Origin of the sequence: Nonomuraea sp. NPDC048901, from assembly GCF_040649695.1 — a bacterium.
In the GTDB taxonomy this organism is placed as follows: Bacteria; Actinomycetota; Actinomycetes; order Streptosporangiales; family Streptosporangiaceae; genus Nonomuraea.
Window position 1 is genome coordinate 45,909 of sequence record NZ_JBEZFW010000007.1, and the last position, 26,343, is coordinate 72,251.

General features: G+C 70.4%; 28 protein-coding genes. 20 read left to right on the forward strand and 8 right to left on the reverse strand.

Going from position 1 to position 26,343, the window contains the following annotated elements:
- Positions 1-19: 19 nt before the first annotated feature.
- Entirely contained in the window at positions 20-946 is a 927-nt protein-coding gene (locus AB0C30_RS24825; RefSeq protein WP_357948226.1) for a DUF389 domain-containing protein, read from the reverse strand.
- A gap of 63 nt (positions 947-1,009) precedes the next feature.
- On the opposite strand from AB0C30_RS24825, the gene AB0C30_RS24830 reads away from it, so the two are divergent.
- On the forward strand, positions 1,010-1,147 hold the full coding sequence (locus AB0C30_RS24830; protein ID WP_357948228.1) for a hypothetical protein: 138 nt from the start codon (positions 1,010-1,012) through the stop codon (positions 1,145-1,147).
- Here the strand turns inward: AB0C30_RS24830 and coaA are convergent.
- Complete coding sequence (gene coaA, locus AB0C30_RS24835) at positions 1,119-2,036, reverse strand: type I pantothenate kinase (RefSeq protein ID WP_357948231.1); 918 nt, start codon at positions 2,034-2,036, stop codon at positions 1,119-1,121. The genes AB0C30_RS24830 and coaA overlap by 29 nt on opposite strands.
- A gap of 199 nt (positions 2,037-2,235) precedes the next feature.
- Between coaA and AB0C30_RS24840 the strand changes: the two genes are divergently transcribed.
- Positions 2,236-3,654, forward strand: a complete 1,419-nt coding sequence (locus AB0C30_RS24840) for an alkaline phosphatase PhoX (RefSeq protein ID WP_357948234.1) — start codon at positions 2,236-2,238, stop codon at positions 3,652-3,654.
- On the opposite strand, the gene AB0C30_RS24845 is transcribed toward AB0C30_RS24840, so the two are convergent.
- On the reverse strand, positions 3,651-4,874 hold the full coding sequence (locus AB0C30_RS24845) for an aminotransferase class V-fold PLP-dependent enzyme (RefSeq protein WP_357948236.1): 1,224 nt from the start codon (positions 4,872-4,874) through the stop codon (positions 3,651-3,653). The genes AB0C30_RS24840 and AB0C30_RS24845 overlap by 4 nt on opposite strands.
- Here AB0C30_RS24845 and AB0C30_RS24850 point away from each other — a divergent pair.
- From AB0C30_RS24850 to tsaD, 13 genes are all read left to right on the forward strand, one after another.
- Positions 4,873-6,261 carry a PLP-dependent aminotransferase family protein gene (locus AB0C30_RS24850; protein WP_357948238.1) on the forward strand — a complete coding sequence of 463 codons (1,389 nt, stop codon included), beginning with the start codon at positions 4,873-4,875 and terminating at the stop codon, positions 6,259-6,261. The genes AB0C30_RS24845 and AB0C30_RS24850 overlap by 2 nt on opposite strands.
- A gap of 108 nt (positions 6,262-6,369) precedes the next feature.
- The gene (locus AB0C30_RS24855) at positions 6,370-6,909 is read left to right on the forward strand and encodes a hypothetical protein (protein WP_357948240.1); all 540 of its coding nucleotides are present in this window, start codon (positions 6,370-6,372) and stop codon (positions 6,907-6,909) included.
- A gap of 24 nt (positions 6,910-6,933) precedes the next feature.
- Entirely contained in the window at positions 6,934-7,284 is a 351-nt protein-coding gene (locus tag AB0C30_RS24860; RefSeq protein WP_225293879.1) for a holo-ACP synthase, read from the forward strand.
- Positions 7,285-7,293: 9 nt separating this feature from the next.
- Positions 7,294-8,745 (forward strand): NAD(P)H-hydrate dehydratase, encoded by a 1,452-nt coding sequence (locus tag AB0C30_RS24865; protein WP_357948242.1) that lies wholly within the window; start codon positions 7,294-7,296, stop codon positions 8,743-8,745.
- A gap of 87 nt (positions 8,746-8,832) precedes the next feature.
- Positions 8,833-9,963 carry an alanine racemase gene (alr, locus tag AB0C30_RS24870; RefSeq protein WP_357949468.1) on the forward strand — a complete coding sequence of 377 codons (1,131 nt, stop codon included), beginning with the start codon at positions 8,833-8,835 and terminating at the stop codon, positions 9,961-9,963.
- Entirely contained in the window at positions 9,960-11,009 is a 1,050-nt protein-coding gene (locus AB0C30_RS24875; RefSeq protein ID WP_357948245.1) for an alpha/beta hydrolase, read from the forward strand. The genes alr and AB0C30_RS24875 overlap by 4 nt, the downstream gene beginning before the upstream one ends.
- The gene (tsaE, locus tag AB0C30_RS24880) at positions 11,009-11,473 is read left to right on the forward strand and encodes a tRNA (adenosine(37)-N6)-threonylcarbamoyltransferase complex ATPase subunit type 1 TsaE (protein WP_357948248.1); all 465 of its coding nucleotides are present in this window, start codon (positions 11,009-11,011) and stop codon (positions 11,471-11,473) included. The genes AB0C30_RS24875 and tsaE overlap by 1 nt, the downstream gene beginning before the upstream one ends.
- Positions 11,474-11,611: 138 nt before the next feature.
- On the forward strand, positions 11,612-12,307 hold the full coding sequence (locus tag AB0C30_RS24885; protein WP_357948251.1) for a hypothetical protein: 696 nt from the start codon (positions 11,612-11,614) through the stop codon (positions 12,305-12,307).
- Between the two features lie 3 nt (positions 12,308-12,310).
- Positions 12,311-12,847 carry a class F sortase gene (locus tag AB0C30_RS24890; protein WP_225293872.1) on the forward strand — a complete coding sequence of 179 codons (537 nt, stop codon included), beginning with the start codon at positions 12,311-12,313 and terminating at the stop codon, positions 12,845-12,847.
- Positions 12,844-13,773: a phosphotransferase gene (locus AB0C30_RS24895; RefSeq protein WP_357948254.1), complete on the forward strand. Its 930-nt coding sequence runs from the start codon at positions 12,844-12,846 to the stop codon at positions 13,771-13,773. Before AB0C30_RS24890 ends, AB0C30_RS24895 begins: the two co-directional genes overlap by 4 nt.
- A gap of 67 nt (positions 13,774-13,840) precedes the next feature.
- Entirely contained in the window at positions 13,841-14,485 is a 645-nt protein-coding gene (gene tsaB, locus AB0C30_RS24900) for a tRNA (adenosine(37)-N6)-threonylcarbamoyltransferase complex dimerization subunit type 1 TsaB (protein WP_357948257.1), read from the forward strand.
- Complete coding sequence (gene rimI, locus AB0C30_RS24905) at positions 14,482-14,949, forward strand: ribosomal protein S18-alanine N-acetyltransferase (RefSeq protein ID WP_357948259.1); 468 nt, start codon at positions 14,482-14,484, stop codon at positions 14,947-14,949. Before tsaB ends, rimI begins: the two co-directional genes overlap by 4 nt.
- On the forward strand, positions 14,942-15,973 hold the full coding sequence (gene tsaD, locus AB0C30_RS24910; protein WP_357948262.1) for a tRNA (adenosine(37)-N6)-threonylcarbamoyltransferase complex transferase subunit TsaD: 1,032 nt from the start codon (positions 14,942-14,944) through the stop codon (positions 15,971-15,973). The genes rimI and tsaD overlap by 8 nt, the downstream gene beginning before the upstream one ends.
- Here tsaD and AB0C30_RS24915 read toward each other — a convergent pair.
- Positions 15,954-16,877 carry an NAD(P)-dependent oxidoreductase gene (locus AB0C30_RS24915; protein ID WP_357948264.1) on the reverse strand — a complete coding sequence of 308 codons (924 nt, stop codon included), beginning with the start codon at positions 16,875-16,877 and terminating at the stop codon, positions 15,954-15,956. The genes tsaD and AB0C30_RS24915 overlap by 20 nt on opposite strands.
- 159 nt (positions 16,878-17,036) lie before the next feature.
- Between AB0C30_RS24915 and sigJ the strand changes: the two genes are divergently transcribed.
- Complete coding sequence (sigJ, locus tag AB0C30_RS24920) at positions 17,037-17,924, forward strand: RNA polymerase sigma factor SigJ (RefSeq protein WP_357948267.1); 888 nt, start codon at positions 17,037-17,039, stop codon at positions 17,922-17,924.
- Between the two features lies 1 nt (position 17,925).
- On the opposite strand, the gene AB0C30_RS24925 is transcribed toward sigJ, so the two are convergent.
- Together AB0C30_RS24925 and AB0C30_RS24930 are read right to left on the reverse strand one after the other, a co-directional pair.
- Complete coding sequence (locus AB0C30_RS24925; RefSeq protein WP_357948270.1) at positions 17,926-19,848, reverse strand: hypothetical protein; 1,923 nt, start codon at positions 19,846-19,848, stop codon at positions 17,926-17,928.
- 191 nt (positions 19,849-20,039) lie between these two features.
- Entirely contained in the window at positions 20,040-21,287 is a 1,248-nt protein-coding gene (locus AB0C30_RS24930; RefSeq protein ID WP_357948273.1) for a class I SAM-dependent methyltransferase, read from the reverse strand.
- 405 nt (positions 21,288-21,692) lie between these two features.
- Between AB0C30_RS24930 and groES the strand changes: the two genes are divergently transcribed.
- The 4 genes from groES to AB0C30_RS24950 all read left to right on the forward strand — a co-directional run bounded on the left by groES (position 21,693) and on the right by AB0C30_RS24950 (position 24,880).
- Positions 21,693-22,007, forward strand: a complete 315-nt coding sequence (groES, locus tag AB0C30_RS24935) for a co-chaperone GroES (RefSeq protein WP_214633886.1) — start codon at positions 21,693-21,695, stop codon at positions 22,005-22,007.
- Positions 22,008-22,089: 82 nt separating this feature from the next.
- Positions 22,090-23,709, forward strand: a complete 1,620-nt coding sequence (gene groL, locus AB0C30_RS24940; protein WP_357948275.1) for a chaperonin GroEL — start codon at positions 22,090-22,092, stop codon at positions 23,707-23,709.
- Between the two features lie 386 nt (positions 23,710-24,095).
- Positions 24,096-24,731: a sigma-70 family RNA polymerase sigma factor gene (locus AB0C30_RS24945; RefSeq protein WP_357651164.1), complete on the forward strand. Its 636-nt coding sequence runs from the start codon at positions 24,096-24,098 to the stop codon at positions 24,729-24,731.
- Entirely contained in the window at positions 24,728-24,880 is a 153-nt protein-coding gene (locus AB0C30_RS24950; protein ID WP_357650738.1) for a hypothetical protein, read from the forward strand. The genes AB0C30_RS24945 and AB0C30_RS24950 overlap by 4 nt, the downstream gene beginning before the upstream one ends.
- Here the strand turns inward: AB0C30_RS24950 and AB0C30_RS24955 are convergent.
- On the reverse strand, positions 24,841-25,218 hold the full coding sequence (locus AB0C30_RS24955) for a DUF5319 domain-containing protein (protein ID WP_225293853.1): 378 nt from the start codon (positions 25,216-25,218) through the stop codon (positions 24,841-24,843). The genes AB0C30_RS24950 and AB0C30_RS24955 overlap by 40 nt on opposite strands.
- A gap of 39 nt (positions 25,219-25,257) precedes the next feature.
- The gene (locus AB0C30_RS24960) at positions 25,258-26,289 is read right to left on the reverse strand and encodes a LuxR C-terminal-related transcriptional regulator (protein ID WP_357948278.1); all 1,032 of its coding nucleotides are present in this window, start codon (positions 26,287-26,289) and stop codon (positions 25,258-25,260) included.
- Positions 26,290-26,343 lie beyond the last annotated feature (54 nt).

Sequence of the window (26,343 nt, forward strand, 5' to 3'; positions counted from 1 at the left end):
GTATGGGGTGTGGCCTCGTTCACACGGATGAACGATGTCCTACTTGAGGCCAGAATTTCCGCTGGATGGCCAAGGTGACGGTGCCCGAGATGATCATTCCGGCGATGTTCAGCGCGAGTTGCGCCACCGATCCGCCGACCTCGCCCCAATCGCTGAGCGCCAGCGCCACGGCCACGTAACCGGCGGCGGGAACCGTGGTGACCGAGATGAAGACGCCGATCAGGGCCGACGACTTGCCCGCCGTGATCGACAGCACCCCGGCGGCGCCCGCCAGCAGCGCCACGATGAACGACCAGCGGTCGGGCTTGACGATGAACTGGACCTCCTGGTTCACGCGCAGGTTGCTCAGGTCGATCCAGCCCATCCAGCGCGAGACCAGCGCGCAGGCGAACGTGATCGCGATCGCCACCGCGAACCCGACGACCAGGGTCTTGAGCGAGGTGATGATCAGTCGGCTCCGGCCGCGGAGCAGGCCGAAGCAGATGGCCGCGATGGCGCCGAACTCGGGTCCGAGCACCATCGCGCCGACGATCAGGATGGGCGAGTTCTGCAGGACGCCGATGCCCGCGAGCTGCGTGGCGATCGCGAGGAAGGCCAGGTACGCCCACGTGATGCGCGACTCGGCCTGCACCCTCTGGGCGAGCTCCGCCCAGATGACCGCGTCGTCGGGGTCGCCGGGAGCCTCCTCGACGGCGTCCGTGGCGACCTTGGACAGGGCCAGGTGCACCTGCTCGACGGCGATCGACCCCTCGTCCTGCACCCACTTGAGCCGGTCGATCACCTCGTTGGCCGCTTCGCGCGCGACGTCGCAGAGGATCAGATCGCCCTTCGGCTCGCGGGCCGCGCCGGGCAGCACGGCGACGTTGGTGACGCCCGTGCACTCGTCGAGCACGGCCGTCACCTCCTCCGTACGGGTGGACGGGGTGATCAATCGCAGATGTAGCACTGGGTCATTCTTGTCCATTGGATGTTGATGGGCCGTTGACTACCGTACGCGAGGGTCTCTCACATGAGGCAGACGTTCAGGTGTCACGAGGACGGCGAGGACTGCTGGTTCGCCGACATAGACGATCAGGGGTGCGCGGGCAGGTTCGCGACCTACCTGTTCGAGGAGGCGTTCAGGTACGGCGAAGCCGTACCCGCCTGACGGAGTGGTCGGCGCCCTTCTGCATGACCAGGCCGGCGCGGCCACGGGTGGGGGCGATGTTCTCGATCAGGTTGCGCTCGTTGATGTCGCGCCAGACGTTGACCGCGAACTCCGTCGCCTCCTCGTAGGAGAGGTCGGCGATGTACTTGAAGTAGGACTTGGGGTCCTCGAAGGCGGTGCGGCGGAGCTTGTGGAAGCGGTCGACGTACCAGGCCCGGATGTCTTCCACCTTGGCGTCGACGTAGATCGAGAAGTCGAAGTAGTCGTTGACCGCCAGGGATGTGGGTGGAGCGGGCTGCAGCACGTTCAACCCCTCAATGATCAAGATATCCGGATTTTTCACTATTTGTTTGGCGCCGGGGATGATGTCGTATTCGAGGTGGCTGTAGACCGGGGCCTGCACCTCAGGCAGCCCGGCCTTGACCTCGGCGACGAACCTGACCAGCGCCCTGCGGTCGTAGCTCTCGGGGAAGCCCTTGCGATGCATGATCCCCTTGGACTCCAGCACCGCGTTGGGATAGAGGAAGCTGTCGGTGGTGAGCAGCTCCACGTGCGGATGCTCGGGCCAGCGGGCCAGCAGTGTGTGCAGCAGCCGCGCCGTCGTCGACTTCCCGACCGCGACACTGCCCGCGATGCCCAGGATGTACGGCACGTGCTGCCCGGGATGCCCGAGAAAAGCGCTCAGCACGCTACTGCGTTGTTTGGACCCGGTGAAGTGGAGGTTCAGCAGCCGGGTCAGGGGGAGGTAGATGTCGGTGACCTCGGTGAGGTCGATGGGGTCGTCGACGCCACGCAGCTCTTCCAGCTCTTCCTCGGTGAGAGTCAAGGGCGTGTTCTTGCGGAGTTCGCTCCACTGCTCCCTGCTCAGTTCAACGTAGCCGTTGTTCACCTTGGCAGCGTATCGACGGCCGACAAACGCGCTCTCGACCGGGTGGCACTCTCTATCCACAGCCTGTGGATAAATACATGGGATTACTTAGGACCAGTTTGGGGTAAGGCGGTGGACCGCGCCTGGGGATCTCACCAAACCGGGCATGCGGCGATTTGTCAGCGGCTACTGTTCGGAGACCTGAGCTTCGGGAGGGCTTGTGGACCGTCGTCGCTTTCTGACCAGAGCAGGGCTGGCCGCCGCGGCCGGCATCACCGGGCCGTTCGCCGGAGTGGCCTGCGCGGGCGCCAGGGGCGGGGTCACACGGGCGACCGGCTACGGGCCGCTGAAGGCGGTGCGCGACGCGCGTGACGGCAAGGTCCGGTTGCACCTGCCCGACGGGTTCAAATACCGCTCCTTCAGTCCGGCGGGCAGCAAATACTCCGACGGCTCCATCGTGCCGGGCAGGCACGACGGGATGGGCGCGTTCCGGGGGCCGCGCGACACCGCGATCCTGGTGCGCAACCACGAGGTCAGCGGAGCGGTCGGCGCCTTCGGCGACAAGGACAAGGCCTACGACCCCGCGGCCGGCGGCGGCACCTCGACCCTCCACGTCACCCGCTACGGCGAGGTGCTCAAGAGCGCCCCATCGCTCAACGGCACCATGATGAACTGCTCCGGCGGCCCGATGCCCTGGAACGCCTGGGTGAGCTGCGAGGAGACCGTCAACGGCCCCGACGTGGCCAACGACTTCTCCGGCGGCGACAACGGCAAGCTGACCCGCAAGCACGGCTACATCTTCGAGGTGCCGGTGTCGGGCACCTCCAACGCCAAGCCGATCAAGGCCGCCGGGCGGTTCGCGCACGAGTCGGCCGCGTTCGACCCGCAGGCGGGGGCGCTCTACCTGACCGAGGACTGCTTCTCCTTCGCCTCCGGCTTCTACCGCTACACGCCGCCGAAGCATCCGCTCAAGGCCGGGCGGCTGCTCGACGGCGGCCGGCTGCAGATGCTCGCGATCAAGGGCTCGCCGCGCAAGGACCTGTCCAAGGGGCAGCGGCCCGGCGCGACGTACAACACGGTATGGGTGACCATCGACGACCCCGACCCCACCTTCACCGGCAAGCCGTCGAACGACGAGGCCGTCCAGGCCGTCGGCAAGCAGGGGCGGGCCGAGGGCGCGGCGATCTTCTCCCGGCTCGAAGGGGCCATCTACCACCAGGGCACCGTGTACTTCTGCTCCACCCAGGGCGGCGCCACCGCCGAGGGTGACACGCCGCCGTCCGGGTTCGGCAAGGGGCGCGGGCAGGTGTGGGCGTACGAGACGTGGACCGGGCGGCTCCGGCTGGTGTACGAGTCGCCGCGCTCGTCGGTGCTGGACCTGCCCGACAACGTGACGGCCAGCACCCGCGGCACGCTGGTGCTCTGCGAGGACGGCGACGGCGACAACTTCCTGCGCGGCCTCACCAAGCAGGGCCAGATCTTCGACTTCTGCCGCCTGGAGCCGGTGGCGGGCGACCCTGGCGCGGAGTTCGCGGGCTCCACCTTCGGCCCCGGCGGTCACACCTTGTACGTCAACGTCCAGTCCAAAGAGGGCACCTCGTTCGCCATCTGGGGACCCTGGCAGCGGGGCTCGTTCTAGCCCGCCAGCTCCGCGACCGCCTCGGCCACCTGGTCCACCTCCGCGTCGGTGTTGTAGTAGTGCGGTGACAGGCGCAGGCACCAGTCGACGTCCTTGTCGCCGAAGTCGAACTGGGCGAACTCCCGGAAGCTGAGCGCCGAGTTGATCCCCCTCGCGTCCATGGCCGCCTTGAACGGCTCCGGCCGCCACCCCTCGATGGTGAAGGTGACGATGGCGCCCAGCTCGGGGCCCTTTTCGAGGACGCGTACCCCTGGAACGGCCGCTAGCAGGACGCGCAGCCGGGCGGCCAGCGCGGGCGAGCGGCGCGCGATGGCCTCGACACCGACCTCGCGGGCGTAGCGGGCGGCGGCCGCGCAGCCCAGCACGGTCGCGTAGGGGAACTCCCACTCCTCGAACCGCGCGGCGGACTCGGCGGGCTGGTAGCGGTCCGGCCCGGTCCAGCGGGCGCCGCGCATGTCGATGAACAGCGGCTCGTACCCCGCCTTCAGCACCCGGTCCGACACGTAGAGGAAGCCGGAGCCACGCGGGCCGCGCAGGAACTTCCGGCAGGTGGCGGTGAGCAGGTCGCAGCCGATCGCGGCCACGTCGATGGGGTACTGGCCGACCGACTGGCACGCGTCGACCATGTACAGCAGGTCCAGCTCGCGGCAGTGGCGGCCGATCTCGGCGACCGGCTGGACCAGCCCGGAGTTGGTGGGAATGTGGGTGGCGCTCACCAGCCGGGGCCGGTGCTCCCGCATGAGCGCGGCCATCGCCGCCACGTCCACGCCGCCCTCCGGCGCGTCCGGCGCGTGCACGACGCGCACGCCGAAGCGCTTGCGCAGGGACAGGAACGCGATCTGGTTGGAGATGAAGTCGTTGCGCGTGGTCAGGATGACGTCGCCGGCCGCGAACGGGATCGAGGACAAGGCGGTGGCGAAGGCGTGGGTGGCGCTACCGGCGAACGCGATGTTCCGGGGAGCGCAGTTGATCAGGGCGGCGAGCTCGGTGTAGAACTCGCGGACCTGTACGGCGCGGGCCGCCGACGCCTCGTAGCCGCCGATCTGGGCTTCCAGCCGCAGGTGGTCGAGCATCGTGGCCAGCACCGGAGCGGCCAGCAGCCCGCATCCGGCGTTGTTGAAGTGCACGACCCGCTCGCACCCGGGGGTGTCGGCCCGCAGGCTCTCGACGTCGAGTAGCGATCCTGAGTCGGGGGCGAAAGCGCTATTATCAAGCCTCATGTCGGATAGTAGCAGTTCGGCGGAACTGGCAGCGCGGCTGCGTGCCCTGCTGTCCGGCATGGCGCCGGGCGACCGCCTGCCCAGCAGCCGCGACCTGGTCCAGCGCTACCGGGTGGGCCCCGTCACCGTGTCGCAGGCCATCGCCGCCCTGGCCGCCGAGGGCGCGGTGATCACCCGTCCGGGCAGCGGCACGTTCGTGGCGCCGCGTGCCAGGGCGGGCACCGAGGGCGCCGACACCGCCTGGCAGACGGTCGCGCTCACCGACCGGGCCGTGGACACCCGCTCGCTGACCGACGCGCTCGGCCCGCCGCCCGCCGGGACGATCACCCTGGATGGCGGCTACCTGCATCGGTCGCTGCAGCCGACGCGGGCCATGGCCGCGGCGCTGGGCCGCGCGGCCCGTCGGCCCGATGCCTGGGACCGGGCGCCCGCGATCGGCCTGTCACCGCTGCGCGCCGTGTTCGCCACCATGGCCGGCGGCGGTGTCACACCGGAGGACGTACTGATCACCGCGGGCGGGCAGAGCTCGCTGTCGATGGCGTTCCGGGCCATCGCGGGACCCGGCAACCCGGTCCTGGTGGAGTCGCCCACCTATCCCGGCGCCATGGCCGCCGCCCGCGCGGCCGGGCTCAGCCCGGTGCCGGTGCCCATGGACGCCGACGGGCTGCGGCCGGACCTGCTGGCCGAGGCGTTCGAGCTGACCCGCGCGCGGGTGCTGTACTGCCAGCCGGTCCACCACAATCCGACCGGCGCGGTGCTGACGCCCGAGCGCCGCCGCCAGGTCGTCGAGGTGGCCAGGGCGGCGGGGGCGTTCGTGATCGAGGACGACTTCGCCCGGTACCTGGGCCACGGCGGGCCCGTGCCGCCGCCGCTGGTGGCCGACGACCGTGACGGCACCGTCGTCTACCTGACCTCGCTCACCAAGCCGGCCGCGCCGAGCCTGCGCATCGGGGCGCTGGTGGCGCGCGGTCCGGTGATGGCGCGGCTGCGGGCCGTCCGCCTGGTCGACGACCTCTTCATCTCCCGCCCGCTTCAGGAGGCCGCGCTGGAGCTGGTCAGCTCGCCGTCCTGGGAACGGCACCTCCGTACGCTGGCCACGGCCCTGCGCGAGCGGCGCGCGGAACTGGCCGCCGCCCTCGCGCGCGAGCTGCCCGGCTGGAGCGTAGCGCGGCAGCCCGCCGGCGGGCTGCACCTGTGGGCGCGGCTGCCCGACGGGCTGAGCGACACGGCGGTGGCCGGCGCCGCCCGGCAGCTCGGGGTCGCGGTCAGCGCGGGCAGCCGCTACTTCGCCACCGAGGTGCCCGCCGCGTGGCTGCGCCTCGGGTTCGCCGAGACGGCGGACGCCGCCGAGCTGGTCGAGGGCGTACGGCGGCTGGCCCGCGTCTGAGACCGACCCCGCGTACGGCGGCCGGCGCGCATCGGAGACCCCGCTGATTGAAGGCGGACAGGAGGTTATTCATACTCCGAAAGGACACTCGCGACAGGAGGGCTCCTCGTGCTCTACATCTTCGGCTTCGAGCGGATCGGCGTAGCCGTGAGCGATCTCTACTTCGTCGACCCCAATCCGATGAAGGGCCAGGAGGGCGCCGAGCACGGCGTCCGCCTCGAAGTGCGGATGCTCGAACCAGGGCAGCTGAAGGGTTCCATCTATTCCGCGCGGCCCATCAACCTCGACCGGCCCATCTGGCGCGTCGACCTGCTGGAATCGGTCGACGGCAGCCCAGGCAGCTTCGACCGCACCCACCACCATCCGGCCTTCACCGGATGGGACCCGGGCCCGCGCGTCTTTGACAGGGAGCTGTCGAGCGATCCCCTTCAATGGCTGGCGGGCAAGCTGGCGGACCTGGACGCCGTGCTGGAAAGGGCGGGGGTGGAGCGCGACGAGTCGATCGCCGCGGACGTGGCCGAACTGCGCCTGTGCGTCCCCGAGATCGTCGAGAGCGTCAGCCGCCTGCTCACCAGGGTGGCGAAGGGTGAGCTCGGCAGGGCGCCCGGTGAGGGGCCGACCGACAGCGTGCGGGCCAGCTGGCTGTAGGCACGCGCCGGTTAACCTGAGGGGATGATCCTGGGCATCGGCGTGGACGTGGTCGACATCGCGCGGTTCGAGTCGGCGCTGGAACGCACGCCGGGGCTGCGCGAGCGGCTGTTCACCGAGGTCGAACGGCCGCTCGCCGTACACTCGCTGGCGGCCAGGTTCGCCGCCAAGGAGGCCGTCGCCAAGGCGCTCGGCGCGCCGAAGGGGCTCGGGCACCTGGAGGCCGAGGTGCGCTGCGACGAGAGCGGCAAGCCCGAGCTGCGCGTCACCGGCAAGGCCGCCGAGGTCGCCTACGGCCTGGGCGTCAAGCGCTGGCACATCTCGCTCAGCCATGACGCCGGTGTGGCGATGGCCTACGTGATCGCGGAGGGATAGCTTCAGATCATGCGTACCGCCTACACCGCCGACCAGATCAGGACCGCCGAGCGCGCGCTGATGGCGCGGCTGCCCGACGGCACGCTCATGGACCGCGCCGCCACCGGGCTCGCCGCCGTCTGCGCCGGCCTCCTCGGCAAGGTGTACGGCACGCGCGTGCTGCTGCTCATCGGCAGCGGCGACAACGGCGGCGACGCCCTGTACGCCGGGGCCCGCCTGGCCGGGCGCGGCGCCCGGGTCGAGGCCGTCCTGGCGGGCTCCAAGACCCATGAGGCGGGACTGGAGGCGTTCCGCCGGGCGGGTGGCACGATCGCCGGGCCTGACGCCGTCGACCGGGCCGAGCTGATCGTCGACGGGCTGGTGGGGATCGGGGCGACCGGGGCGTTGCGGGAGCCGTACGCGAGGCTGGCCGAGGCGGCCAACGCCGCGCCCGGCCTGGTCGTCGCGGTGGACGTGCCCAGCGGCGTCGACGCGAGCACGGGTCAGGTGGACGGGGCGGCCATCGCGGCGCAGGTGACCGTGACCATGGGCGCGCCCAAGACCGGGCTGCTCGTCGATCCGGGCGCGGGCAACGTGGGCGAGATCGAGCTGATCGACATCGGGCTCGGCCCCTACCTGCCCGACCCCGACGTCGTGGCGTTCACCCACCGCGACGTCGACGGCCGGTTGAAGCAGCCGATGGGCGAGTCCGACAAATACCGCAGGGGCGTCCTGGGCGTCGCGGCGGGCAGCGACCGCTACACGGGCGCCGCCGTGCTCGCCGTGGGCGGCGCGCTGCGCGCGGGCGCGGGGATGGTGCGTTACGTGGGGCCGAGCGAGCCGGTGGCCCAGGTACGCACCCACTGGCCCGAAGCGGTCATCACCGAGCTGAGCGAGCCGTCGATCGACGAGGTCGGCAGGGTGCAGGCATGGGTGCTGGGGCCCGGTCTCGGCACCGGCGACTGGGCGCACGAACTGGCCGCCAGGGTGCTGGCCAGTGACGTGCCCGTCCTGATCGACGCCGACGCCCTGACGCTGGTCGCCCGTGACCGGGCGCTGCTCCGGCGTACCGCCCCGGTGCTGATCACGCCGCACGCGGGCGAGCTGTCGCGGCTGCTGGAGGTGGACCGCGAGGCGATCGAGGCGGGCCGGCTCCGGTACGCCCGCCAGGCGGCGGCGGAGCTGGGCGTGACCGTCCTGCTCAAGGGCTCGACCACGGTCGTGGCCGAGCAGGGCCGGCCGGTACGCGTCAACCCGACCGGCACGGCCTGGCTGGCCACCGGCGGCACGGGGGATGTGCTGTCCGGGGTGGCCGGCGCGCTGCTCGCCCAGGGGCTCGACTGCTTCGACGCGGGCTCGTGCGGGGCCTACTTGCACGGGCTGGCCGGCCGGATCGCGGCCGAGGACGCACCCCTGACGGCCGCGGACGTGGCCTCGGCGGTTCCGGTGGCGATCCGTGCGTTGCGCGACTCTTCCAAGTGAGCCGGAGCCCGCCCGGCCGACCTCAGCAGGGGCGATTCGCGCTCGACCACGTGAGCGAGCTGCCAGACTGGAGGGATGACATCCCCGATGGCGACGCCCGCGGAGGCGCGGGTCGATCTGGCCGCGATCAGGCACAACGTGGCGCTGCTCAAGGAGCGCGCGGGCGGCGCCGAAGTGCTTGGAGCCGTCAAGGCCGACGCCTACGGGCACGGGCTCGTACCGACCTCCGAGGCCGTGCTGGAGGGTGGCGCGAGCAGGCTCGGCACCGCCTTCATCCGTGAGGCGCTCGCGCTGCGCGCCGGTGGCATCACCGCGCCACTGCTGGCGTGGATCATCACCCCCGGAGAGCCGCTGGACGAGGCGCTCGAAGCCGAGATCGAGCTGTCGGCGGCCGACGCGCCGGTGCTCGACGAGATCGCCGCCGCGGCGCGGCGCACCGGGCGTACCGCCAAGACGCACCTGGAGGCCGACACCGGCATGAGCAGGGGCGGCGCCCCGCTCGCCGCCTGGCCGGAACTGCTGGCCAGGGCGCTCGCCCTCCAGGCCGAGGGCGCGATCGAGATCGTCGGCCTGTGGTCCCACTTCGCCTGCGCGGACGTGCCGGGGCATGGCTCGATCGACCGGCAGATCGAGGCGTACGAGGCGGCGCTCAAGCAGGCCGAGCAGGCCGGCGCCGCCGGGTCCCACGTCATCAGGCACCTGGCCAACTCCGCCGCGATCCTGACGCTGCCGCGCACCCACTACGACATGGTCCGGCCCGGCATCGCCATGTACGGGCTCAGCCCGGTCCCCGAGCTGGGCGACTTCGGGCTGCGACCGGCGATGACGCTCGTGGCGCGGATCGCTCTGGCCAAGCGGGTGCCGGAGGGCTCGGGAGTGTCCTATGGGCACCTTTATGTCACGAGTTCCGAGACCACGCTTGGGCTGGTGCCGCTCGGGTACGCCGACGGGATCCTCCGGCACGCGACGGGGCGGGCAGAGGTTCTGGCGGGAGGTCGCCGAAGGGCGATAGCCGGCCGGGTGTGCATGGACCAGTTCATGATCGACATGGGTGACGAGCCGCTCGCTGCGGGGGACGAGGTCGTCCTGTTCGGGCCTGGTGGGAGGGGTGAGCCGACCGCTCAGGAGTGGGCGGATAACCTCGGCACGATAACGCATGAGATCGTGACCAGGATCGGTTCGCGGGTGCCGCGGGTGTATAGGGGATCAGGGACATGACGACGACAACACGGCGGAAGGTCGGGATCGCCGGCGCCATCGTCGGTGCCGCTTCGGCCGGTGTGGCGGCGGCGGCGCTGGCCAAGCGCTACGCGGTGGGCCGTATGAGGCTGCGCCCCGACGCCGAGGCGAGCGAGCCGTTCGGCGAGCTGCGCGGCAGGGACCTCACGCTGGTCACCTCCGACAACACGGCGCTGCACGTCGAGATCGACGGGCCCGAGGACGCGCCGCTGACCATCGTGTTCTGCCACGGCTACTGCCTCAGCCTGGAGTCGTGGCACTACCAGCGCCGCGACCTGCGCGACAACCACCGCATGGTGCTGTGGGACCAGCGCTCACACGGCCGCTCGCAGCGCGCCACCGCCGAGGACTGCACGATCGACCGGCTGGGCGACGACCTGGCCGAGGTGATCGAACGCTTCGTGCCCGGCCCGTGCGTGCTGGTCGGCCACTCCATGGGCGGCATGACGATCATGGCGCTGGCCGACCGCCATCCTGAGCTGTTCGGTGACAAGATCCGCGCGGTGTCCCTCATCGCCACCTCGGCGGGCAAGCTGGCCGAGCTCACGCTGGGCCTGCCGGCGCTGCTGTCCAAGGCCGTGCACAAAGTCGCCCCGTCGACGATCTCGCTGCTGGGCCGGCGGGGCTCGTTCGTCGACAAGACCCGCAGCGCGGGCAGCGACATCGCGTTCCTGATGACCCGCTACATGGGCTTCGGCGACTCCAAGAACGTCAGCCCCACCCTGGTCGACTTCGCCGAGACGATGATCAGGGCGACGCCGACCGAGGTGTTCGCCAACTTCTACCCCGCGCTGATGAACCACGACAAACTGGCCGCCCTCGACGTGCTCGACCCGGTCCCGACCGCGATCCTGGTCGGCGACAAGGACTGGCTCACCCCGCCCGAGCACAGCAAGGCGATCGCCGCCGCGCTGCCCAACGCCCAGCTCACCGAGGTGCCCGACACCTCGCACCTGATCCAGCTGGAGCGCCCGGGCGTGGTCAACGACGCGCTGCGCGACCTGATCAAGCGAGTGGAGTTGTAGTGGCCGAACGGCTTCCGACCGCCGAGGACATGCGCGCCTACGGCGCCCGGCTGGCCGCCGGCCTCCGGGCGGGCGACCTGCTGATCCTTTCCGGCCCGCTCGGCGCGGGCAAGACCACGCTCGTGCAGGGCATCGCCGAAGGGCTCAAGGTACGCGGCCCGATCACCTCGCCCACGTTCGTGATCGCCAGAGTGCACCCGTCGCTGCGCCAGGGGCCGCCGCTCGTCCACGCCGACGCCTACCGGCTGGGCGGTGACCTGGAGGTCGACGACCTCGACCTCGACGCCTCGCTGGAGGAGTCGGTGACGGTCGTGGAGTGGGGCGAGGGACTGGTCGAGGGGCTGTCCGACGACCGCCTGGAGATCCACATCGACCGCGAGAGCGGGGACGACGCCCGCCTGGTGACGCTGCGCGGCGTCGGGGCGCGATGGGCCGACACGCCGTCCGAACCTGCGGAAAAGTAAAATCCGCCCTGTCTTCCGGCAAAGCTGCCACCCTTGACGTACCTCACCATCGATAGAAAACATGATCATTGGTAAGGGATTCGCCCAGAAATTCTGGGTATCAGGAGGGGCGGCGTCCACTTTTTTGGTGGATGCTTGGTGCAGGACGGCGCGGAGTGGGGTGCGGCGGTGCTCAGGGTCAGGCGAGTCGCGTACGCGGGAGCCATCGTCATGATCGGTGCGGTCGGCTGCTCGGCCTCCGCGCAGACCTCAGCGACTCCCACACCCTCGGCCTCGGCCACCGGCTCGGTCAGCGCCACGCCGACCGCCACCGTGAGCAGGAAGCCCATCCTGGTCGAGCTCAGCCCCGCCAAGGTCACCGCGGGTGAGACCTCGAAGGTGTGGATCTTAGCCAATTGCCCCGTCCCCAGCGGCGGCCCCGCGCACACCGGCACCGCCACGTCCAAGGCGTTCATCAACGGCGTGTCGCTGACCACCGCGCCGACGTCCTCGACGGCCACGCCCGCCCCGACCGGCACCGCGGCCGGCAACCCGTGGGTACGCGGCGAGGCGCAGGTGTCGGGCACGGTCAAGCGCGGCACCTACCCGGTCGAGGTCAAGTGCGACGGCACCAACGACACCGGCAAGGCCACCCTGCGCGTCGTCAGCGCGACCGCTGACACCTCCGACGACAGCTCCACCAAGGCGCCCACGAAGGCGCCCAGAGCGGGCGGCGGCGGCACCTTCGGCAAGGACGTGGACGAGGGTTCGGGGATGCCGGTCGGCGGCGTACTGGTCGGTGCGGCCGTGCTGGCGGCGGCCGGGCTGCTGATCAAGCGCCGCGTCCGGGGCTAGCCGATGGCCCGCCCTGGACGGGTGGTCATCGCGGGCGCCGTCACCGGCCTGGTGCTGGTCGCGTTCGGCAGGTCCTATCAGGCCACCACCAAGTCGGCCGGCTCCGTCGTGCCCGAGAGCATCGACATCCCGTCGATCGAGGTCGAGGCGCCGCTGATGAAGCTCGGCCTGAGCAAGGACGGCGAGGTCGAGCTGCCGCCGTACGAGAAGCCCAAGATGGCCGGCTGGTACACCGGCAGCGCGGTGCCCGGCGACAAAGGCGCCTCGGTCATCATCGGCCACGTCGACACCAAGACGGCCCCGGCGGTGTTCTTCAAGCTCAGGCAGGTACGCAAGGGCGAGATCGTCAAGGTCGAGCGGAGTGACGGCAAGGTCGTCAAGTACAAGGTCGACTCGGTCGAGCAGGTGTCGAAGGACCACTTCCCGGCCAAGCGGGTGTACATCGAGGACGGCCTCAAGCTGGTGACCTGCGGCGGCAAGTTCGACTATGCCAAGGGCGAATACGTCGACAACATCATCGTCTACGCTTCCAGAGCGTGAGCGAGGAGACCGATCCGCCCGCGTCGGGCACGCGCGTTCCCTGGCCGGAGGTGCATCCGGCGGCCCGCGCCGCCGTCGAGGAGTTCCTCGGCGCCCCTGTGACCGAGGCCGTGACGCAGACGGGCGGGTTCTCGCCCGCGGCGGCCGCACGGCTGCGCGCCGCGAACGGCCGGCGCGTCTTCGTCAAGGCCGTCGGCCCGGAGCCGAACCCCGACAGCGTCCGCATCTACCGGGCCGAACGCAGGATCGCCGCCGCCCTTCCTGAGTCCGTGCCCGCGCCACGGCTGCTGACCTCCTTCGAGATCGAGGGCTGGGTGGTGCTGGTCTTCGAGGACGTCGAAGGCCGCCATCCCGAGCTGCCCTGGCGCCGCGCCGAGCTCGACCGGGTGATGGAGGCGGTGCGGGGCATGTCGGCCGCGCTCACGCCCGCGCCGATCGAGGCGCCGCCGGTCGCGGAGGTGTTCGGCGACGCGTTCCGGGGCTGGCGCCATCTCCTTGGGGAGGACACCACCGGTCTCGATCCGTGGGCGCTGCGCCACCTCGGCGCGCTGGCCGAGCTGGAGTCCGGCTGGGCCGTGGCCGCCGCCGGGGACACGCTGCTCCACGCCGACCTCCGGGCCGACAACCTGCTGCTCACCGAGGAACGCGTCTACGTGGTCGACTGGCCGTGGGCCTGCGTCGGCGCTGCCTGGTTCGATTCCCTGGCCATGCTGCCCTCGGTCGCCATGCAGGGCGGCCCCGCGCCGCAGGAGCTCTTCCCCGACTCCGATCCCGCCGCCACGGCGGTGCTCGCCGCGTTCACCGGCTACCTGGTACGGCAGGGCCGGCAGCCGCCGCCACCCGGCCTGCCCACGCTCAGGGCGTTCCAGCGGGCGCAGGGCGTCGTGTCGCTCGACTGGCTGAAACAGCGCACCGGCTGGGAGTGACTCTCTTGACCGGCTGAAACTGTGCACCGGCCGGGCGTGACCCGGCGGGCGGGTAGGCTAAACAGTCGTGCTGGTCCTGGCCTTTGATACCGCGACGCCCGCCGTCACGGCCGCGCTCCACGACGGGCGGCGTGTCCTCGCCGAGTCGACGACGATCGACGCCCGGCGACACGGTGAGCTGCTCATCCCCACCATCGAGACCGTGCTGCGCGAGGCGGGTGCCGCCCTGTCCGAGGTCACCGCCGTCGTGGCGGGCAGCGGACCGGGCCCCTACACCGGGCTGCGTGTCGGGCTGATGACCGCGCAGGGGCTCGCCACCACGCTGGCCGTCCCCGCGTACGGCATCTGCACCCTCGACGCCGTCGCCTACGGCAGCGGGCTCGCCGAGCCGTTCCTGGTCGCCACCGACGCGCGGCGCAAGGAGGTGTTCTGGGCCCGCTACTCCGACGCGCGCACCCGGCTCGACGGGCCGTTCGTCGACCGGCCCGCCGAGGTGCCGGTGGAGGGCCTGCCCGTGGTGGGTGCCGGTGCCGGGCTCTACCCCGACATCCTGGGGCAATCCGACGCTCCGCCGTACCCCTATGCCGGTTTCCTGGCCTCCCTGGCGGCCGAGCGCATCGCGGCCGGGGAGCCGCTCGGCCCGCCGCGCCCGATCTACCTGCGGCGGCCCGACGCGGTGGTGCCCGGCGCCCCCAAGAGGGTGACGGCGTGAAACCCCGGCAGGTGGACGTGCGGCTCCGGCAGATGACCGAGGCCGACCTGCCGGCGGTCATGGCGATCGAGCGCGACACGTTCCCGCTCGACGCGTGGAGCGAGGCCATGCTCCGCGGCGAGCTGGCCGACCAGCCGCGGACCAGGCACTACGTGGTGGCCCTCGTCGACCAGGAGATCGTCGGCTACGCGGGCCTGGCCGCCGCGGCCGACCAGGCCGACGTCCAGACCATCGCGGTCGTCCAACCGCACCAGGGCACCGGCATCGGCGGCGCGATGCTGGCGGAGTTGCTGGCCGAGGCCGGTCGGCGCGCGGTGCGGGAGATCTTCCTGGAAGTACGGGCCGACAACCCGCAGGCGCGGGGGGTCTACGAGCACTTCGAGTTCGAGGTGATCGGCCGGCGCCGCCGCTACTACGACGACGGCACCGACGCGATCATGATGAGAAGGAAGCTGGATGGCTGACGCACCCCTGGTTCTCGGCATCGAGACGTCCTGCGACGAGACCGGCATCGGCATCGTCAGGGGCCACACGCTGCTGGCCAACACGATCGCCTCCAGCATGGAAGAGCACGCCAGGTTCGGCGGCGTCGTGCCGGAGGTCGCCTCGCGGGCCCACCTGGAGGCGATGACGCCGACGGTGGAGGCCGCGCTGGCGCAGGCCGGGCTGAAGTTCTCCGACATCGACGCGATAGCCGTCACGGCCGGTCCCGGGCTGGCCGGGGCGCTGCTCGTCGGCGTCGCCGCGGCCAAGTCCTACTCGCTCGGCCTCGGTGTGCCCCTCTACGGCGTCAACCACCTGGCCGCCCACGTCGCCGTCGACCAGCTCGAACACGGCCCGCTGCCCAAGCCGTGCATCGCCCTGCTGGTCTCGGGCGGCCACTCGTCGCTGCTGCTCGTGCCCGACGTGGCCGAAGACGTGATCTCGCTCGGCTCCACCGTCGACGACGCGGCCGGGGAGGCGTTCGACAAGGTGGCGCGGGTGCTCGGCCTGCCGTTCCCCGGCGGCCCGCACATCGACAGGGCCGCCACCTCCGGGTCGGGCACGGCCGTCGCCTTCCCCCGGGGCAAGATCGACGACGGCACGCTCGACTTCTCCTTCTCCGGGCTGAAGACCGCCGTGGCGCGCTGGGTGGAGGCCCGCGAGTCGGCCGGTGAGTCCATTCACGTACCGGACGTGGCGGCCTCCTTCCAGGAGGCCGTGGTCGACGTGCTGACCCGCAAGGCGCTCCAGGCCTGCCGCAAATACGAGGTGCGTGACCTGCTGATCGGCGGGGGTGTCGCGGCCAACTCCAGGCTGCGCGCCCTGGCCCAGGAGCGGTGCGACGCGGCGGGCGTACGCCTGCGCGTGCCCCGGCCCGGACTGTGCACCGACAACGGCGCCATGGTCGCCGCCCTGGGCTCCGACCTGGTCGCGGCGGGCATCACCCCGTCGACGCTGGACATCCCCGCCGACTCGTCGATGCCGATCACGACCGTTCACGTTTGAGTCCCGTGCGATAGGTGGGGTAGGCGGGGATCCAGCCGAGTTCCCGCTTCGCGCGGTCGCTGGAGAGCCGGATGCGCACGCCGGTCATGAAGGCGTGGATGTACGGCGTCGGCCGCAGCAGCCAGCCGGGCACCCGTAGCGGTGCGGGCGCGTTCGCCGCCTCGGCCAGCGCCCGGACATATGCGTCGAAGCTCACCGGCTCGTCGTCCGCGATGTTGTACGCCCGCCCGGCCCCGCCCCGGTCCAGCGCGGCGACGGCGGCCGAGGCGGCGTCATGGACGTGCACGAGCGAGATGACGCCGGCCGGGTGGACCTCCGGCAGCATTCGCCGCCGCGCCATGGCCATCATCTTCCGCGTCGTCACCTCGGGGCCGTAGAACAGGCCGTAGCGCAGGGAGACGCCGTCGATGCCCGGCGTGTTGAACACCTGCTCCTCGTTGGCCCGAATCGTCCTCATGTGCACGCCGAAGGGGCCCCTGGCGGGCTCGGCGAACGGCCGGTCCTCGGTCACCGGCTCCGGGCCGTGGTCGCGGTAGCCGTACCCGAGGAAGAACGACTGCGTGACGAAGCGGTGCGCGCCGACCTCCTTGGCGGCCGCGATCAGGTTGGCCGTGCCCCGGTCGCGCAGCGCGCCCGTCGGATACAGCTGGCGGTGGAACAGCGGCAGGCCGGTGATCGCCGTGGCCTGGTGCATCACCGCGTCGGCCTGGTGACCCTTCACCGCGGCGAGCAGGGCGTCGCGGTCCATCATGTCCGCGACCAGGCCGGTCGCGCCCGCCTCCGCCAGTTTGGCGGCACCGCGCTCGGAACGGGTGAGGCCGAGCACCGAGTGGCCGGCGGCGAGCAGCTGCGGTATCAGCTCGGTGCCGATGGTGCCGGTGGCTCCTGCCAGAAGTACCTTCATGCCTGCTCTGTCTCCTTGTGCGTCGTGGGGTCCTCATTCAACGGATGCGTGGCGGGGTGCCGGATGTGACATGCCGAGCTGTCAGGTGCCCGCTGCGTGTCTGGTCCACGTGCCCGTTACGGTGGGCCGAAACCGTCTCCCAAAGATCTGGAGGGGGCCGTGGCCGATGCTGAGGCGGTGTTCGGAGAGCACCGGAGCCTGCTGTTCACGCTGGCCTACGACATGCTCGGCAGCGTGGCCGACGCCGAGGACGTCGTGCAGGACACCTGGCTGCGCTGGGCCGGTGTCGACCTGGCCCAAGTGAGCAATCCGCGGGCCTATCTGATCCGCATCGCCGTCCGGCGGTCCCTGGAGCGGCTGCGCGGCCTGCGCGCCGCCAGAGAGGACCACACCGGCCCGTGGCTGCCCGAGCCACTGGTGACCCCCGACTACCCGGTGACGGCCGCTGAGAACGTCACCACGGGCCTGCTGGTCGTACTGGAGACGCTGTCGCCTCTGGAACGGGCGGCGTTCGTGCTGCGGGAGGCGTTCGGGTTCGAGCACGCCGAGATCGCCCGCATCCTCGACCGCACACCGGCGGCGGCGCGCCAGCTCGCCCGCCGGGCCCGCGAACACGTCCGCTCCCGTCGCCCGCGCTACCCGGCCGACCCCCGGGTGGCGCGCGAGGTGGCGGAGCGCTTCGTCGCGGCGATGGCGGGCGGCAGCCTCGCCGACCTCCTGGCGGTGCTGTCTCCCGACGTCACCATGTGGAACGACGGCGGTGGCCGCGTGCACGCCTCACTACGCCCGATTCACGGCTCGGACCGGGTGTCCCGCGTACTCATGGGCATCGGGCCCAGGTACGTGGACCTGGACCTCCTCTGGACGGCTGGGCCGACGTTCCTGCTGCTGGCCGGGGGTCAGGTCCGGGTCGCGCTGACCGTGGAACCGGACGAGACGGGCACTCGGGTGGGCGGGCTGTATGCGCTGGTCAACCCGGACAAGCTTGCACATGTGCGTCGACCTGCTCGCGTTGGGTCGCGCGCCATGGCTGTGTCGGACGGGTAGCTCAGTCTTTTCTCGTGGGGCGGAGGAGGGCTTCGGCGAGGGCGAGCATGGTCTCCTCCAGAGCGCCCAGACGCCTGGTGAGGTCGGTGGTGGCGGGCTCGACGATGTCGGTCACCGTCTGGGTGAGCTCGGTGCGGTCGGGGCGGGCCGCGACCAGCTCCGTGAGCACCGCCGCGGCGGCGGCCAGGCGCTCGCCCTGGTGGGTGGTCTGGGAGTCGAGGAGCTCGCCCACCCGCTCGCCGATGCTGAGCGTCGCGGGCAGCTGGCCGATGCGCTGATTGACGGCCTCGATCCGGTCGTCGACGGCTTCGAGGTGCTCACCGGCCTGCTCGGCGCGCTGGGCGAGGCCGGTCAGGTGGGTTTCCACGCCGTTGAGCTGGGTGCCGAGACCGTCGAAGCGGGTGGTCACCCGCTCCTCCACCTCGCCCAGGCGTTCGTCGAGCGTGTCCATGCCGTTGTCGAGCTGGTTGAAGCGGCCCTCGTTGCGGGTGGCGGAGTCGATGAGGTGGCGGTCGGCGGCGGCCAGGCGTTCGTCGAGCCGGATGAAGTGGCCGTCGACGCGGCCGTCGAGCGTGTCGAAGCGGTTGTCGTGGCGGGACAGGTGGCCGTTCACGGTGGTCAGATGTCCGCTGACCGTGCTCAGATGGCCGTTGACCGTGGTCAGGTGCTCGTCGACGCCGCCGAGCCGGCTGTCGAGGGCACCGTGGACGTCGAGGAGCTTGCCGTCGACGCCGTCGAGGCGCCCGGCCACGCGCTGCTCGCTCTCGTCGAGGCGGCCCGCCAGGCGCTGCTCGGTCTGGTCGAGGCGGCTTGCCGCGCTCTGCTGGGTGTCGTCGAGGAGTTCGGTCAGGGTCTGCCCAGTTTCGTGGAGCCGGGCGGTCAGCGCCTGCTCGGCCTCGTCGAGGCGGTCGGCCAGGCCCTGCTCGGACTCGCCCAGACGGGCGGTGAGGCCCTTTTCGGCCCGGTCGAGGTGCGTGGTCAGGCTCTGCTCGGTCCTGTCCAGGCGGCCGGTGAGCCGCTGGTCCAGGTCGGTCAGTAGGTCCTCGGTCTCGCCCAGGCGTACGGAGAGGCGCTGCTCGGTGCCGTCCACCTGGGCGATGAGCCGGTCCGTGGCCGCGGTGAGCTTGCCGCCGAGCTGGTGGGCGGCGGCGGTGAGCCTGCCGTCGAGCTGGTCGGTGGCCGCGTCGAGCTTGCCGTCCAAGTGTTCGGTCATCTGCTCGGCGTTGGCGGCGAGCTTGCCGTCGAGCTGCTCGGCGTTGGCGGCGAGCTTGCCGTCGAAGCTCTCGGGCAGCTCCAGCAGCGCGCCTTCGATGCGGTCCGTACGGGCGGTCAGCTCGGCGAGCGACTTGTCGATGCGGCTGAAGCGGCCGGCGGCGGCCTCCATGCCCGTGTTGAGGTGACCCAGCCTGACGCCCAGGTCGCTCATCCGCTTGGTGATGCCCTCCGTGAAGTCGAGGACCGCCTGCAGCTTCTTGAGCACCTCGTCCACGTTGTCGCCGACGGTGCCGACCTCGGCCCAGAGCCCCGGCAACTCCGCCACCGGCGCGACCCGCTGGTGAACCGACTCCACATGCGCGTCAACGGTGCCCACCTGCTCGCCGACGGCGTCGACGTGGTCGCGTACCGCCTCGACATGCTGGGCAAGGCCCTCCGCCCACATCGGCGGTTTGGCCGCGATGTCGTCAAGTCGCCCGCTCACCGTTTCGAGCGTGCCGCTCAGACCCCCCAACTCCCGCTCGCGGACCTCCCTGAGCAGCCACTCCATACCCTCAAGGCGCTGGCGGATCTCGTCGAGGACGGCACCCTGGGTCCGCTGCTCGTAGACGTGGTCCTGAGACGCACGCGCGAGCAGGTCCCGCATCCTTTCGGAGATGGCGGAATCGCCGCCTGCCTGTAGAAGGGTGGTGTGGTTGGCGTGATCCACCGAAAGGCTCCTTCGCTCGCCGACGGTCTGCCGCGCAGCGGTGGGATAGGTCCGGTTTGCAGATGAAACGAGAACGCGGCTAATCGCCAAAGGGGGAGGACTCCCGCGTGCTCACCTTAGCCGCTCGATCAAGGTCCGTCAGGAGCGAAGTAAAAGATCGGGGTTGGCCCGATAATGCCCTAGTTTGCCATTTATGCAGGTGGGGATGGGTGACAAATCAGGGCGGAAGGCTTATCCATGATGCGGGTAAGTATGATTACCGCAGATTTGTCACCCGAAAGTCGCAGGTCATTTCTGAGCCGTTCGATGTCGACCGCCGAGGCTCGCTTCTTGATGACGACATTTCCGACTTGCCGCTCGCGGAGAGTAGCGCGGAGGCGCTTCAGCGAGAACGGCAGCACTTCTTCCACCGCGTAACGCGCGGCCCATGGGGTGTCGAACGGCTCGTCGCCGGTGATGTAGGCGATCATCGGGTCGGGGAGGCGGCCGCCGACCATCTCGGCGACCTCCCCGACGAGGTGCGCGCGGATCGCGGCCCCGTCGGGTTCGTACACGAAGCGACCGACGGGGCCGGTCGGCGCCTCGGCCCCGCGGGCGACGAGCGTCTCGCCGCCGGGCAGCAACGTCGCCCGCCGCGTCGGCCCCTCGCCTCGCGTCGGCCCCTCGCCTCGCGTCGGCCCCTCGCCTCGCGTCGGCCCCTCGGCCCGCGCCGCCCCTTCGGCGGGGCTGGTCCAGAGGGCTGCCTCCTTCACCTCGCCCTTGTACGACACCCACTCGGCTTCGGCCTCTCCCGGGATGAACTCGTACGGGATGCCCGGAGCCACCTTCAAGCAGGCCCGCCGAGCCCTGGCGACCAGGTCGAGCACGACCGGCCACGGCGGCGAGTAGGCCATGGGGTCGAACGTCCTGCCGCGGCTGGTCCGGCGGGCGGGGTCGGCGAACAGCCAGTCGTAGTCCTCCGGCGAGACCGTCGCGGCGTCCGCCTGGCGTACGGTGACCCGATCCGCGAGCCCGAGCGCCTCCGCGTTGGCCCGGGCGACGGCGACGGTCAGCGGGTCGAGGTCCACGGCGTCCACGACGCAACCGGCGCGGGCCAGCGCGAGGAAGTCGCCGCCGATGCCGCAGCAGACGTCCACGACCCGCGTCCCGCCGGCGGGTCCGGCCAGGCGGCGGGCCCGGTGGGCGCCGACCTCGGCTCGGGTGGCCTGCTCCAGGCCGTGCGGAGTGAAGAACATGAGTGCCGCGTCGGCGCCGAACTTGGCCTTGGCGCGCTCGCGCAGCGCCGCCTGGGTGAGCGCGGCCGAAGTGAGGCCGGCGTCGTACGACCTGCGCAGCCTCGTCGCCGCGGCCACCGGATCGGCGCCCACCACCTCGACGGCCTCGGCGAGTGCGCGCTGCCCGCGCGGGGTGAGCAACTCGGTGAAGGCGTCGAGATCCACGTCACCCGACGTTAGCGCCTCCCCGCCGCACTCCAGCCTGCGGCCGTGCGCGTACGGTGGTGGACCGGAGCGTCCGCCGTGCGCGTACGGCGGACGGCGGGAACGGCCGCCGTGAGCGTGCGCGGTGGCTGGAACGTCCGCTGTCCGCGGAGGTGCGGGCTCAGGCGTTCGCCCCGCGTCAACAGTGCGTGTCACCCCATTTAGCCCCAACCTTGGGCAAGCTCTTGGGCCTTATCGCTCTGAGCAGACGCGTTCGTGTTGACTGTCAAGCCCCTCTTGCATATGTTTCCTGTTGGCACTCTCCCCTTGAGAGTGCCAACGTGCGACGAGGCAGGTCTGACACCCGCGACGGCAGGCCCCGCTGGTCGCCTCTTCTAGATCATTCAAATCTGAAGGGGAGGTCCGATCGTGACGACCGCCACCAAGGTTCCCGTTAAGCCGCTCGGCGACCGCATCGTGGTTCAGCCGCTTGAGGCCGAGCAGACGACCGCTTCCGGCCTGGTCATTCCTGACACCGCCAAGGAGAAGCCGCAAGAGGGCAAGGTCCTCGCGGTGGGCCCGGGCAACTGGGATGAGGACGGCGACAAGCGTATTCCGCTCGACGTCGCTGAGGGCGACATCGTCCTCTACAGCAAGTACGGCGGCACTGAGGTCAAGTACGGCGGCGAGGAGTACCTCGTGCTCTCCGCCCGCGACGTTCTCGCGATCATCGAGAAGTAAGCCGGATGCGTCGGGCCCCGGGCGCGCGTCTCGTCTGAGCGCGTGCGGCCGGGGCTTTCGACGCTAGGAGAGGACTTTCAGCATGGCGAAGATCCTAGCGTTCGACGAGGACGCACGCCGCGCGCTTGAGCGCGGCGTCAACGCCCTCGCGGACGCCGTGAAGGTAACCCTCGGCCCCCGTGGCCGCAACGTCGTCATCGACAAGAAGTTCGGTGCTCCGACGATCACGAACGACGGCGTGACCATCGCTCGTGAGATCGAGCTGGAGGAGCGCTACGAGAACCTCGGCGCCCAGCTCGCCAAGGAAGTCGCCACCAAGACCAACGACGTCGCCGGTGACGGCACCACCACCGCGACGGTCCTGGCCCAGGCGATGGTCCGCGAGGGCCTGCGCAACGTGGCCGCCGGCGCCTCGCCGCTGTCGCTGAAGCGCGGCATCGACAAGGCCGCCAAGGCGGTCAGCGACAAGCTGCTGGCCAGCGCGCGCCCGGTCGAGGACAAGAAGGAGATCGCGAACGTCGCGACCATCTCCGCCCAGGACGCCAAGATCGGCGACCTGATCGCCGAGGCGTTCGACAAGGTGGGCAAGGACGGTGTTCTCACCGTCGAAGAGTCCAACGCCATGGGCATGGAGCTCGAGTTCACCGAGGGCATGCAGTTCGACAAGGGCTACCTGTCGGCGTACATGGTGACCGACCCCGAGCGCATGGAGGCCGTCCTCGAGGACGCCTACATCCTGCTCACCCAGGGCAAGATCTCCTCGATCTCCGACTTCCTGCCGCTGCTCGAGCAGATCGCGCAGACCAAGAAGCCGCTGCTCGTGGTCGCCGAGGACGTCGAGGGCGAAGCCCTGGCCGTCCTGGTCACCAACAAGATCCGTGGCACGTTCACCTCGGTCGCCGTCAAGGCTCCGGGCTTCGGCGACCGCCGCAAGGCCATGCTGCAGGACATCGCCATCCTCACCGGTGGCCAGGTCGTGAGCGAGGAGGTCGGCCTCAAGCTCGAGAACGTCGGCCTTGAGGTGCTCGGCAACGCCCGCCGCATCGTCGTGACGAAGGACAACACGACCATCGTCGACGGCGGCGGCGACCAGCAGGCGATCGAGGACCGGGTCAAGGAGATCAAGATTGCCATCGAGCAGTCCGACTCCGACTGGGACCGCGAGAAGCTGCAGGAGCGCCTTGCGAAGCTGGCCGGCGGTGTGTGCGTGCTGCGCGTCGGCGCCGCCACCGAGGTGGAGCTCAAGGAGAAGAAGCACCGCCTCGAGGACGCGATCTCCGCTACGCGCGCCGCGATCGAGGAGGGCATCGTCTCCGGCGGTGGCTCCGCGCTGATCCACGTCGCCAAGGACCTCGACGACCTGGGCCTGACGGGCGACGAGGCGACCGGTGTCGCCATCGTCCGCCGCTCGCTGGTCGAGCCGACGCGCTGGATCGCCGAGAACGCCGGTCTCGAGGGCTACGTGGTCACCCACAAGGTCTCGGAGCTGTCGGCGGGCCACGGCCTCAACGCCGCCACCGGCGACTACGGCAACCTGCTCGACCAGGGCGTCATCGACCCGGTCAAGGTCACCCGTTCGGCCGTCCAGAACGCCGCGTCGATCGCCGGCATGCTCCTCACCACCGAGGCGCTCGTCGTCGACAAGCCGGAGGAGGAGCCGGCCGCCGCCGGTCAGGGCCACGGTCACGGCCACGGCCACTGAGCCGTTCTTTCACTGGGCCGTTTCTTCCTCACCCGACCCGCGCCTGATTTCCAGGTGCGGGTCGTGTGCTTTCTCCGGCGCGCCCCTGGGCCTCCAACCCCCGCAAAGCCATGTATGGCATATGACATACGGGCAATCCAGTCGAAGCTGCTGAGAGGGTGAGCGAAGGGTGATGAACCGGGAAAGTGGTTTATTCGGGTAAACCGGATGTGTGGCTTAAGCGTCTAGGCGTCTGACAATTTCTGCACATTTGGGGTTATGGGATGAAATATTCTTCCGCAATAAAGGCTTAGTGTGGCCGGTCGATTACCGCGCGTTATCGCCGCGTCAATGTGACCAATCCGTAGCCGTTCACGATGACGACAGGCCCGATCAGTGCGGGCATCATGCCTATCGTGAGCGAGGGAAGCGTCGCCGACGCCAAAATTGGGGTAAGGCTCGCGTCGAGACTTCCGGCACGGACGGATGACTCCGACCTAAGGGAACTGACGAGCCTCGCCGTACAGGGAGATCGCACTGCGATCGAATCCCTGCTCGGCGAGTTGCGTCCGATGGTGGTGCGCTATTGCCGCGCCAGGCTGGGCAGGGTTTCAGGGCAATATCACATTGCCGATGACGTAGCCCAGGAGGTGTGCATCGCGGTCCTGTCCGCGCTGCCGCGATACCGCGACATGGGACGGCCTTTCGCCTCCTTCGTCTTCGGTATCGCCTCGCACAAGGTGGCCGACGCGTTGCGGAGTTCGGTCCGCTCGGCCGTACCGACTCAGGATCTACCGGACGGGCCGGACGACGGACCGGGGCCCGAGGAGACGGTGGTCCGCTACATCGAGGTGGAGTACGCCCGCAGGCTGCTCGCCAGACTCCCCGACAACCAGCGCGAGTTGCTGTTGTTGCGGGTGGTGTCGGGGCTGTCGGCGGAGGAGACCGGTAATGTACTCGGTATGTCACCAGGTGCGGTCCGTGTTGCCCAGCATCGAGCGCTGGCGAGGCTGCGGCAGATGGCCGAACTGGAGTCGGCTTGACGCCGGAGGAGCAGACTGACGCGCTCCTCGACGTGCTGGCCCGCGGCGAGCTGCCCGATTCACGCGATCCGGCCGCGCGGCTGCTCGCCGCGCTGCTGGACGATGTGGATCAGCGGCGCTCCTCGGTGTCGATGACACCGTCGACGTAGCCTCTGGCGTATTCCCAGGTCACGTAGTCGGCCGGGTCAGGGTGAAAGGCCGGCTCGTGCATTTGGGGCTGGCCTTTGTCGATCATCTGGCGCAGATTGCCGCGCAGCAGCTCCCAGTCGAAGAAGTGCTGCTCGCCGCATTCCGGGCAGTCGAGCACCAGGCCCAGCACTCCCTGCTGCTCTAACAAGGAGCGGAAGACCTCGACGTCGGCCAGGTCGGTAATGGCCTCGTCGCGCTCGGAGGCGGTCAGCGGTTCGGCGTCGTCGAGCTCGCCCATCGCTGAGGAAGGGTCGTTCGGGTCGTCCGCGAACGGGTCGCGGGGGACGTCTTCCAGCACCTTCCCACCATATGACCGATGCGGCCACCGCGGTGGTGATTAGCTCAGCCATCCACGCCGGGCGGCCTCCACACCTGCGTGAAAGCGTGATTGCGCGCCAAGCTGAACCATGGCGTCGGCAAACCTGGCCCGTACCGTGCGCACGGAGACGCCGAGCTGGCGGGCTATCGAGTCGTCGCACATGCCCTGCGCCGCGAGCCGCAGCACCTGCACCACGCCCTCGCCCCGGCGACCCCAGGGCAGGGGTACGGCCCGGCCCCACAGCTCCTCGAAGAGCGACCGGAGCATGCCCACGACGATCGGGGTCCGTACCAGGTAGAAGTTGTAGGCGTGGTCGGGCAGGTTGCCGCCCCACAGCGCGGGCAGGCCGGCGGCGTCGGGCCCGGCGGTCATGAACCAGCTCGGCACCCGGTCCAGCGTGCGTACGGTCCCGCCGGTGGCCAGCAGCCTGGTCAGCTGGTCGCGTACGCCGGGCAGGGTCAGGGTGGAGACCGGGATGACGGCCCGGACGTTCAGGAGTTTCCGCTGCTGTGCATCGATCCAAGGATCGGCAAATTTCCGTACGAAGTCCGCCATCGTCCGCTCGTCGGGAATGGCGGTGAGTAAGTGCATCGGCGGCGACTGGGACTGCACCGCCATGCCCACCACGCTCTCGTAGAGCACGTCGGCCCCGCTCACCATCTCAACCCGGAACGCGCCGTTCTGGTAGTCGTGCCCCACGTCGTAGTCGCGGATCAGCCCTCGGATCGAGCCGAGGGCGGAGTCGATGCGCCTGCTCTCCTCGGCCAGCCGGTCGAGGCGCTCGGCGATCAGCCGGCCGAGCGCGGCGGCGGGGTGCCGGGCGAGGTATTCGCCCGATTGTTCGTCGATCACCCCGAGCCTGACGAGATCGTCGAGCTGTCTGCTCACCTTGTCGACGGGACCGTCCATGGCCTCGGCCAGTTCGGTACGCGTAGCCCTGTGCAGGCGCAGCACCGCCGTGTAAAGCGCGGTCTGGGCCGGGTCGAGGCCCAGCGTCGCGAGGGGAGCGTCCGCGAGAGGGTCGGACAGGGCGTGGGACTCGCTGCGCATATAAGGGGCTCCGTAGGGGGGACACGGGCGTGTCGTGAGAATAACTCGGCGATA

What these genes read in the sequence shown, in the direction of transcription:
- AB0C30_RS24850 (WP_357948238.1), top strand. Translation starts at nt 4,873, where the DNA reads ATGTCGGATAGTAGCAGTTCGGCGGAACTGGCAGCGCGGCTGCGTGCC.
- groL (WP_357948275.1), top strand. Translation starts at nt 22,090, where the DNA reads ATGGCGAAGATCCTAGCGTTCGACGAGGACGCACGCCGCGCGCTTGAG.
- AB0C30_RS24860 (WP_225293879.1), top strand. Translation starts at nt 6,934, where the DNA reads ATGATCCTGGGCATCGGCGTGGACGTGGTCGACATCGCGCGGTTCGAG.
- AB0C30_RS24890 (WP_225293872.1), top strand. Translation starts at nt 12,311, where the DNA reads ATGGCCCGCCCTGGACGGGTGGTCATCGCGGGCGCCGTCACCGGCCTG.
- AB0C30_RS24845 (WP_357948236.1), bottom strand. Translation starts at nt 4,874, where the DNA reads ATGAGGCTTGATAATAGCGCTTTCGCCCCCGACTCAGGATCGCTACTC.
- AB0C30_RS24945 (WP_357651164.1), top strand. Translation starts at nt 24,096, where the DNA reads ATGCCTATCGTGAGCGAGGGAAGCGTCGCCGACGCCAAAATTGGGGTA.
- alr (WP_357949468.1), top strand. Translation starts at nt 8,833, where the DNA reads ATGGCGACGCCCGCGGAGGCGCGGGTCGATCTGGCCGCGATCAGGCAC.
- AB0C30_RS24875 (WP_357948245.1), top strand. Translation starts at nt 9,960, where the DNA reads ATGACGACGACAACACGGCGGAAGGTCGGGATCGCCGGCGCCATCGTC.
- AB0C30_RS24865 (WP_357948242.1), top strand. Translation starts at nt 7,294, where the DNA reads ATGCGTACCGCCTACACCGCCGACCAGATCAGGACCGCCGAGCGCGCG.
- tsaD (WP_357948262.1), top strand. Translation starts at nt 14,942, where the DNA reads ATGGCTGACGCACCCCTGGTTCTCGGCATCGAGACGTCCTGCGACGAG.
- AB0C30_RS24960 (WP_357948278.1), bottom strand. Translation starts at nt 26,289, where the DNA reads ATGCGCAGCGAGTCCCACGCCCTGTCCGACCCTCTCGCGGACGCTCCC.
- AB0C30_RS24915 (WP_357948264.1), bottom strand. Translation starts at nt 16,877, where the DNA reads ATGAAGGTACTTCTGGCAGGAGCCACCGGCACCATCGGCACCGAGCTG.
- AB0C30_RS24830 (WP_357948228.1), top strand. Translation starts at nt 1,010, where the DNA reads ATGAGGCAGACGTTCAGGTGTCACGAGGACGGCGAGGACTGCTGGTTC.